This window comes from Paraburkholderia sp. RL17-347-BIC-D, from assembly GCF_046027915.1.
Lineage (GTDB): Bacteria > Pseudomonadota > Gammaproteobacteria > Burkholderiales > Burkholderiaceae > Paraburkholderia.
In genome coordinates, this window is sequence record NZ_JARESS010000038.1 from 73,349 (window position 1) to 79,574 (window position 6,226).

Sequence of the window (6,226 nt, forward strand, 5' to 3'; positions counted from 1 at the left end):
CGATAAACGATAAGACATGCATTGCTATCCAGACTACTTTGAGCACCGTCATCCGCAAGACGAACTCGACTGCGTGCCGCTGTTGGCGGCCGGCCTCAGCGCCGATCCGGCGCATATTTTCCTGCATTACGAAGACCGCGCAGTTCGCTGTGCGGAAGCGGCCGCGCATATCGCCCAACTACAGGCGTGGTTCGAGCGCTGCGAGCTCGCACAGGGCGACCGCGTCGCGGTGATGCTCGGCAATAGCCCGGAGCATATTTATTTGATCTATGCGCTGATGCTGAGCGGCATTGTGTGGGTGCCGGTCAATACGCGGCTGCGTGCGGCGGGTCTCGAATATTTGCTTCAGCATGCCGAGCCGAAGCTGCTCGTCATCGACGAAGAGTTCGATGCGGTGACGGCGCAGATCGATTGCGGCAACACGCGGCTCACGCGTTTGCCGGCCTTCGATGCCGCCGCGGCGGCGCCCACGCTGCGCACGCCGGTCATCGGCGTACATAAGCCGCTTTGCATCATCTACACGTCCGGCACGACGGGCGCGCCCAAAGGCGTGCTGTTCACGCACCGGATGATGCGCATTGCCAGCGAAGCCGCCTTGCGGGTGGCCGACGTGCGGCAAGGCGACTGTCTTTTCATGTGGGAGCCGCTGTGCCATATCGGCGGCGCTCAGATGTTGCTGCTGCCGTTCCTCGTGCCGGTCAGTCTCCACGTGGTGCCGCGCTTTTCGGCCTCGCAGTTCTGGTCGCAGGTGACGCAAGCGGGCGCGACGCAGTTGCATTATCTGGGCGGTGTGCTCGACATCCTGATGCAGTTGCCGCCCGACGAGCAGCCACGTGACCATGCGCTGCGCGTTGGATGGGGTGCGGGTGTAGGGGCCGCCGCGTGGCACGCCACCGAGGCGCGGCTGGGCGTACGGCTGCGCGAATGCTACGGCATGACCGAATGCTCGAGCTTCGCGACGCTCAATGCAACCGGCAAACCCGGCTCGATCGGCAAGGTCCTGCCATGGTTCGACCTCGAATTGCTGGATGAGCACGGGCGCCCGGTCGCGGACGGCGAGCCCGGCGAAATCGTGTTGACCAGCAAAGTGGATGGCGCGCTGCTGCCGGCGTATCTGAAGAACGAAGAGGCGACCCGCGCCGCGTTGCGCGGCGGCAAGTTGCACACCGGCGACCACGCGCGACGTGACGCGGACGGCGATCTGTTTTTCATCGGACGGGGAACGGACAGCATGCGCGTACGCGGCGAGAACGTGTCGGCATGGGAGATCGAACGTGTTTTTGCAGGGCATCCGGCGATCAAGGCGAGCGCGGCAATCGGCGTCGCGTCGACGATCGGTGAACAGGACATTCTTCTGAACGTGCAGTTCAAGGGCGCGGCGGTGGAATGGGAGGCCTTGCATGCGTGGGCCGGCGAGCGCCTCGCAAGCTTTCAGCTGCCGCGCTATTACCGGGCGGTCGAGCAGTTCGAATTGACGGCCAGCGAGCGGATCCGCAAGCATCTGTTGTCGCGCGATGTGTGCGATGCGTGGGATCGACTGGCGCGTTGACCTCGCCACGTGGGCGAGAGCGGATTGCACTGACGTTTATCACATTCCAGGAAAATCGATGTGGTATGCAATAATATCTATTCGCCACAAAGCAATTCCGGGAATGAGAACGTGAAACCCGCCCAGCCGACAAACCGCCGCAAACGCACCACACCGCCCGCCGCTCCCGGCGAGGAAATGGCGAGCGATCCAACGCAATCCTCGCTGTACGTGCAGTCGGTGGAAAAGGCCATGCGGGTACTGATTGCATTCGACGGCAGCAAGCGGCAGTTATCGCTTTCAGAAATCTCGGTGCTGACCGGCTTCGACATGAGCGCGACGCAACGCTTCACGTTCACCCTGGCGGCGCTCGGCTATCTGTTCAAAGATCCGGACAGTCGCAAGTACGAATTGTCGCCCAAGCTGCTCGATTTCACTTACCACTATCTGACCTCCAACGAACTAGTGAGCCGGGCCACGCCTTATCTTCAGCAACTCGGGTCCGAAACGGAAGAGGCCACCAACCTGACGGTGCTCGACGACATCGACATCGTATTCGTACTGCGCATTGTCAGCCGCAATGTCTTCAACGCGCATGTCATCACAGGCTCGCGTCTGCCGGCTTATTGCACGGCGCCCGGCCTCGCGATCCTGGCCACGTTATCCGATGGTGAGGTCGACGATATCCTGTCGCGTACCAATCTCGTCCAGTACACCGCGTCCACCGTGCATCAGCCGCGCAAGATCAAGGAGCGCCTCGTGCACATCCGCAAGCAGGGCTATGCACATACCGAGGACGAGTATTTCGTAGCCGACATATCCACTGCCGCGGCGATTACCAACGCGCACGGTCGTGGCATCGGCGCGGTCAACATCGCGATCACGCGTTCGCGCTGGCAGGCGGATCGCGACGAGAAGCGCTTCGCGGATCTGGTTGTTTCGACGGCTTCGGCTATTTCCGTACGTCGGCGCGTGGACTAGATATTTGCTTCGGCGATCCCCGCGCAGTCAGAACTTCGGGGATCGTCAGAATTCGGTTACAGGGCGCCTTTCACGAAGTGCTTTCCGGTCAACCTTGCCCGATTGCGAACTCGGCAGTTCATCGAGGAATTCGATCACTTTCGGGTAACCAAATTGCGAATGCGCGGCGCGCACAAATTGACGAATACTGTCGGCCGTCTCCGCGTTGGCGTTGAATCTGCCGGCAAGAACGATGTACGCCTTTACGCGTGACCCGCGTTCCGCATCGACGACGCCGATTACGCCGGCTGCTTCGACAGCGGGATGCCGGCAACACACCTCCTCAACTTCGAACGGGCTGATGCGATAGCCGGATGCCTTGATCACGTCGTCCTTGCGCCCGACGTACCAGTAGAAGCCATCGCTGTCACACGTGGCCAGATCATTGGTGTGGAACCAGTCGCCACCGGTTATGGCACGCGTGTCGTCTGGGCGGTTCCAGTAGCCCAAAGGAAACTGCGGATTACTGCGTGCGCGCAGACAGATTTCGCCTTGCTCGCCGACGCCCACTTCTTTCTCTGAATCGTCCAGCAGTCGCACGTCCCACCCAGGCACCGGCCTGCCCATCGAGCCGGGCTTGACCATCAGCCCGGCAAAGTTGCCGATCATCGGATAGGCCTCGGTCATGCCATAGTTCTCCAGCACTTCGACGCCAAATTGCTGGCGAAACCAGTTAGCCTCGGCCTGGCCCAGGGGCTCGTTCGCGCTGCAACAGATCCGAAACACCTGGGGGAACCGGGAGCCTGCATCGGGCACGGTTTTTCATCATCAGGCGCAGACCGCTCGGGTTGAGAAACACGTTGGTCACTGCATGACGGCTGAGCGCGGCGAGTAATCCATCGGGATCGTAGCGTTTCGACGACACGTGCACGAGGTTGACGGCGCCGTAGCGCCACGGGCCCAATACCTTGTACACGCCCCATGCCCAGTCGCCCATCCAGTAGGAACGCTCGCCTTCACGCAGGTCCTGGCAAACCTCGAACTCGTTATGACCGATTAGTCCGCGATGCGGCGCTACAACGCCTTTCGGCTTGCCCGTTGAACCGGACGTGAAATAGATGAGCGCAGGGTCGTCGGGGCTCGTATCGGCCGTATCGAATGTGCTGGCGAACGCGTTGATCGCGGTGGCTTCATAGCGCAGCGTGAGACGGGTGCCGTCTAGTGCACGTGTCGCATTCGCGTCGTCGACGATCAGCAGCGCAACCTGCGCGTTCAAGAGGCGATAGGTGAGCGAGTCGTCGCTCCATAACGTGGCCATCGGCACGCCAATCGCTCCAAGCTTGAGAACGCCGATGATCGCAGCGGCCGCTTCAACGGATGCACTCATCAGCACGGCCACGCGATCGCCCGGTCGCACGCCTTGCGCGGCGATCGCGTTCGCAAAGCGATTGGCGAGGGTCTGTATCTCGCCCCAGTAGACGAAGCGATCCGCGAGAGATGCGCCGGTGAGGATCATCGCCAGCTTGTGCGGATCGTGCTTGTCGCATACGTCTCGTGCCACGTTGTAGTGCTCAGGAACATGCCACCGATAGTTTCGATACCACGTTTCGTAGCGTTGCCGGTCGTCACTCGTAGCGTCGTTGTTTTTTTCGCGTTGGACTGTTTAGCGTAAAACATTTCAGATTTTCCGATTCAGCGTGAAGAGAAATGTGCATGCGTGCGAGACATTCTCGTGCCCGCTGTTTCCGGGAGCAGGACGATTGGCACGAGTACCAGCAGTCCGACCGCGGACATATAGAACGCGGGCGCTAGCGGCGCGTGCGTATGGACGACAAGATACTGAGCCACAAACGGCGCGGTGCCGCCGAACAGCATGTAACCGAGGTTGTAGCCCAGCGCGGCGCCCGTGTAGCGGACCTGCGTCGGAAACAGTTCGCACTGCACCACGGCGACGACCGACGCCGTAAGCGTGAGGAACACCGCGATCAGCGCCTGGCCCAGGATCGCATTCAGCATGCCGCCTTGCGCCGCCAGCGAAGGCCGGCAGGCCCCCCGTGGACATCGTAGGTACCGACGGGTCGCCCGATACGCGGCTGCAACTGAACCAAGGTCGTGCGGACGCAGCCGTGCAGGGTGCCGAAACAATCGTCTATCAGAACTCGATCGAGAACAATCGCTACGCGATCGTGGGCACACCGTTCATGGTTCAACAGATGGGACTCGGATTCGACAAGCAGGATCCGCAGTTTGGAGATGCGCTCAAGAAGGCGCTTGCTGCGCTCGTCTCGGATGGGACTTATCAGAAGCTGGTCAGCAAGTGGGGCCTCAACGATAGCGCGATCAGGCAGCCCATGATCAACGGGCAGCCCTGATCGCCTTGCAGCTTCTTCGACATCGAACCCGAGGTCGGAAAGCCTTCGAGGCGCGGCGACTGACGCCCCGTCGCTGACTCACTCCCGGGCCCACAAGGCGTGCCGCGTCCTCGAGCACTTGAGCCTCGGTTCGGAACCTTGTTCGTGATTGTGGACCACGTGGTACCGAATGTCGTTCAACGTGATTCAAAGGAAGGTTCGATTTCATCGAACAAGGTCGGGTGCACGTGTACTTCCAAATCGCGTCGCCTAGAAACGGCGGGTGGCCCGACGCCAAGCGGATTCGGGGGTCAACTGTTTTGTGTACCGCATGGTCTACGATAGATCAAGGCAATGAGTGCGTCCCCGTCTGACTAACTGGTTCCTGACGAGAAACTGCGTGGCCGCAAAGCGGAAGCGTTGCGCGGCACGGAGCGAACAAAGTCTTTGGGCTTTCTTGACCTCAGAGGTGTTCCATGCTTCAAGACAGCGACGTCGCAACTCGGATCCCAGCGCAAGACCTCGCTCGCGCAAGATCTTTCTACTCGAGCAAGCTCGGCCTTGAGCCGCTGGAAGAACGGGCTGGTGGCCTCCGCTACAAATGCGGCAGGGGCTACTTCACACTCTTTCAGTCGTCTGGCTCGGCCTCAGGTACTCACACACAAATGGCTTGGGAGGTCGATGACATCCAGGCAACCGTTAGTGAGCTGCGACAGCGTGGAGTCGCGTTCGAAGAATACGATCTTCCCGGCCTCAAAACGATAAACGGGATCGCTGATATACAAGGGAATTACCCGTCCAAGGGTGGGGTCGGCGAAAGAGCTGCTTGGTTCCGAGATAGCGAGGGCAACCTCCTCGGCATTGGGCAACCGCTTAAGTGAGCAGGCCGACGCCGTGCCTCAAAGCGCCGCTTAGGGTCAAAGCAGGCTATCGGTCCAAGGGAATCGACTGTTGTCGATTTCTTGACTCCCCGCTCGTCGTGCGTATGGGCGGTCGTGTTGCGATTCGCTGCAGACCGGCACCTATAGTCCGTATGGGAAAAAGGAGATTGCGAATGACTTACGTCGATGGATTTGTTGTCCCCGTGCCTACAGCCAACCGCGAAGTTTACAGACAGTTCGCCGAAAGAGCGGCGGCCGTCTTCAAGGAGCACGGCGCGTTGAAGGTGGTCGAATGCTGGGGAGATGACGTGCCGGAGGGCAAGGTGACGTCGTTTCCAATGGCGATCAAGCGCAAGGATGATGAGACGGTGGTGTTCTCCTGGGTTGTCTGGCCGTCGCATCAGTCGCGAGACGAAGGAATGAAAGCGGTAATGGCCGACCCGCGGCTGCAACCAGACAAAAATCCGATGCCTTTTGACGGCCAGCGGCTAATCTATGGCGGTTTC

Annotated in this window: 8 protein-coding genes; 5 read left to right on the plus strand and 3 right to left on the minus strand. The window is 60.4% G+C overall.

Annotated features, from left to right (window positions below):
* The first annotated feature begins 16 nt into the window (after window positions 1-16).
* Window positions 17-1,549, plus strand: coding sequence for an AMP-binding protein (locus tag P0D96_RS34975; protein WP_408318198.1), 1,533 nt, complete (start codon window positions 17-19; stop codon window positions 1,547-1,549).
* 177 nt (window positions 1,550-1,726) lie between these two features.
* Window positions 1,727-2,509, plus strand: coding sequence for an IclR family transcriptional regulator (locus P0D96_RS34980; protein ID WP_408183436.1), 783 nt, complete (start codon window positions 1,727-1,729; stop codon window positions 2,507-2,509).
* A 45-nt stretch (window positions 2,510-2,554) separates the two neighbouring features.
* Here the strand turns inward: P0D96_RS34980 and P0D96_RS34985 are convergent, their stop codons facing one another.
* The 3 genes from P0D96_RS34985 to P0D96_RS34995 form a co-directional block, all read right to left on the minus strand.
* Window positions 2,555-3,304 (minus strand): AMP-binding protein, encoded by a 750-nt coding sequence (locus tag P0D96_RS34985; RefSeq protein ID WP_408183427.1) that lies wholly within the window; start codon window positions 3,302-3,304, stop codon window positions 2,555-2,557.
* Window positions 3,222-4,049: an AMP-binding protein gene (locus tag P0D96_RS34990; protein ID WP_408318200.1), complete on the minus strand. Its 828-nt coding sequence runs from the start codon at window positions 4,047-4,049 to the stop codon at window positions 3,222-3,224. The genes P0D96_RS34985 and P0D96_RS34990 overlap by 83 nt, the downstream gene beginning before the upstream one ends.
* Window positions 4,050-4,180: 131 nt before the next feature.
* Complete coding sequence (locus P0D96_RS34995; protein WP_408183429.1) at window positions 4,181-4,504, minus strand: MFS transporter; 324 nt, start codon at window positions 4,502-4,504, stop codon at window positions 4,181-4,183.
* Window positions 4,505-4,542: 38 nt separating this feature from the next.
* Here P0D96_RS34995 and P0D96_RS35000 point away from each other — a divergent pair, with 38 nt between their 5' ends.
* From P0D96_RS35000 to P0D96_RS35010, 3 genes are all read left to right on the plus strand, one after another.
* Window positions 4,543-4,860 carry a type 2 periplasmic-binding domain-containing protein gene (locus P0D96_RS35000; protein WP_408183431.1) on the plus strand — a complete coding sequence of 106 codons (318 nt, stop codon included), beginning with the start codon at window positions 4,543-4,545 and terminating at the stop codon, window positions 4,858-4,860.
* A gap of 455 nt (window positions 4,861-5,315) precedes the next feature.
* A complete protein-coding gene (locus P0D96_RS35005) occupies window positions 5,316-5,720 on the plus strand; it encodes a VOC family protein (protein ID WP_408183432.1) in 405 nt (134 codons plus the stop codon).
* Between the two features lie 173 nt (window positions 5,721-5,893).
* A partial coding sequence (locus P0D96_RS35010; protein WP_408318202.1) for a DUF1428 domain-containing protein occupies window positions 5,894-6,226 on the plus strand: 333 nt, incomplete at its 3' end.